General features: G+C 70.6%; 1 protein-coding gene. It reads right to left on the reverse strand.

Features of this window, described 5'->3' with window-relative positions; all coding sequences use genetic code 11:
• Nucleotides 1–1,096 (reverse strand): ATP-binding cassette domain-containing protein (locus tag DBR22_RS23455; RefSeq protein ID WP_108600947.1); only part of this gene is annotated, 1,096 nt, incomplete at both ends.

Consider the following 1,096-nt stretch of genomic DNA (forward strand, 5'->3'; position numbering starts at 1 on the left):
CCCCGCCGATTGCGGCGGGCCCCAGGTGCAGTTCCGTCCCGCCGAGGACCGCACTGAACTCCTGATCGTGCGTCACCGAGACCACTGCCGTTCCGGCATCGAGCAGTTCAGACAGGAAGGACGCGAGCTCCGCCCAGGTGTTGGCATCCTGGCCGAAGGTCGGCTCGTCCAGGACCAGCACCTTGGGGTGCGCTGCCAGGACCGTAGCCACGGAGAGCCGCCGCTTCTCTCCGCCGGACAGTGTGTACGGATTCGCGTCCACCAGGTGCGTCAGGCGGAGCCGTTCGAGCAGGTCATCCACCCGTTCCTCCCCATGCCCCAGATGTCGCGGGCCGAACATCAGCTCATCCAGCACACGGCCGGTGACGAACTGGTGCTCGGGTTCCTGGAAGACCGTTCCGATGCGCGAAATCAGTTGGTTCGCTTTCCATCTGAAGGGGTCGATCCCGGCTCCCAGGCTCAGATCCACGGCGGCGGAAACCTTGCCGCGGACCGGCGCGAGCAGTCCTGCGAGGGTCAGCGCGAACGTGGACTTCCCGGCCCCGTTGGGACCGGTCACCGTCAGTGCCCGGCCGGCCCGGACCTGGGCCGTCACGCCCTCCTGGACGGGCACCGGCGGGATGGTCCTGAAGCCCCGGCGGCGCGGACGCCCGCGGGAGACGGCCAGGTTTTCGGCGGCGAGCAGCAGGTCGCCGGAGCCGGCGGAGGTGCGCCTGCGCGTATCGGGGAGGTAGCCCGGCACCCAGACACCGGCCCCGATCAGCATCTCCCGCGCCTCGGCGAGGACCTGGTCCGGCGGACCGTCCAGCAGGACAGCCGAAGCGTTGGCCGGGCCGGGCTGCAGCACCACAACCCGGTCCACCAGGTCCTTCCAGACGGACACCCGGTGTTCCACCACCACCAGCGTTGCGCCGGTCTTGTCCAGGCAGCGGCCCACGGCGTCACGGACTTCGAGCACCCCGGCGGGATCGAGGTTGGCCGTCGGTTCGTCGAGCAGGATCAGCCCGGGCCGCATCGCCAGAATGCCGGCGAGCGCCAGGCGCTGCTTCTGCCCGCCGGACAGGGCCGACGTCGGGTGGTCCAGCGGGAGCCGCGC

The organism is Arthrobacter sp. HMWF013, from assembly GCF_003061105.1.
In the GTDB taxonomy this organism is placed as follows: domain Bacteria; phylum Actinomycetota; class Actinomycetes; order Actinomycetales; family Micrococcaceae; genus Arthrobacter.